Source organism: Caulobacter sp. D5, assembly GCF_003185805.1.
Taxonomy (GTDB): Bacteria; Pseudomonadota; Alphaproteobacteria; order Caulobacterales; family Caulobacteraceae; genus Caulobacter.
Genome location: NZ_QHJY01000586.1, coordinates 1 through 1,229, shown reverse-complemented (window position 1 = coordinate 1,229; position 1,229 = coordinate 1). Strand labels below are relative to the sequence as shown.

The 1,229-nt window shown below is 74.8% G+C and carries 2 protein-coding genes; both read left to right on the top strand.

The window, feature by feature from the left end:
- Positions 1-891 (top strand): FecR family protein (locus DMC18_RS25530; RefSeq protein WP_110133442.1); only part of this gene is annotated, 891 nt, incomplete at its 5' end.
- A 115-nt stretch (positions 892-1,006) separates the two neighbouring features.
- Positions 1,007-1,229 (top strand): hypothetical protein (locus tag DMC18_RS25525; protein WP_199232645.1); only part of this gene is annotated, 223 nt, incomplete at its 3' end.

Here is a 1,229-nt window from a genome sequence, read left to right as displayed (position 1 = left end):
CCGGCCTTCCGCGACGAGGCCGGCTTCGCCGCCTGGCGGACCGCTGACGCCGCCAACGCCCAGGCCTTCGACCAGCTGTGGACCACCAGCCAGGACGCGGCCCTGTCCGAGGCCATGGCGCTCAGCGAACAGCGCCGCGCCGTCCGCGCCCGTCGGGCCGGACCGATCGCCGGCCTTGCCGGCGGTCTCGCCGCCGCCTGCGCCCTGGCGGCCGTGGTCGCCTGGCCGCAGCTGCAGCTGATGACCGTGACGCCCACGATCTTCGAGACGGGCAGGGGGCAGCATCGCACCGTCGCCCTGGCCGACGGCACCAGGGTGACGCTGGACGGCGGCACCCGGCTGTCGGTCCGGATGGGGTCGCAACGCCGGGAGGTCGCCCTGGACCAGGGCGAGGCCTTCTTCGACGTCGCCCATGACGCGGCCCGGCCTTTCACGGTGAAGACCGCCGAGGGCTCGGCCCGGGTGTTGGGCACGGCCTTCGACCTCGAACTCAGTCACGAGCGCGGCCCGGGGCGGGTGGAGCTGTCGGTGCATCGCGGCCGCGTGCGGCTGGCGCCCAAGGGTCTGATCCATCGCACCGCCGAGCTGACCGTCGGCCAGCGGGCCTTCGCCACCGAGGGGCGGCTGTCCAAGGTCCGGGCCTTCGACCCGGCCGGCGACGACTGGCGCTCGGGCTGGCTGGAGACCGACGGGGTCACCCTGGCGCGGCTGGTCGAGCGGCTGAACCGCGCCTCGCCGACGCCGATCGTGGTCGAGGGCGAGGACCTGGGCCGCCAGCGCGTGGCCGGCCGCTTCCGCATGGACGATCCGGACGCCCTGGTGCGCAATCTGGCGCTCGTCCACGGCTTCAAGGTCAGGGAAGGCGGGGGCGGCCTCGTCCTCACGCGTTGAGGCGCCGGCTGACCCCGTCGCGGAAACTTCACAAAATTCCCTGTCCTGACAGGCGGGGCGCCAGCGTCTTTCCCGCCGAAGCCGGCCTCACGCCGCGCGAACTCGGGGATAGACGATGACCTTCAAGACCTGGCTCGGTACGGCCTCGGCCGTGGCTCTGCTTTCGGGCGGTTCGGCGCTGGCCGCGCCGGCGCCCAAGCCGGCCCTGGCCATCCCGGCCGGCGACCTGTCGACGGCCCTGCCGGCCTTCTCGCGCGCCACCGGCCTGCAGGTGCTGGCCGACCCGGCCCTGCTGGCCGGCAAGCGCACCGGCGGCGTGCGCGGCGAGGTCGACGCCG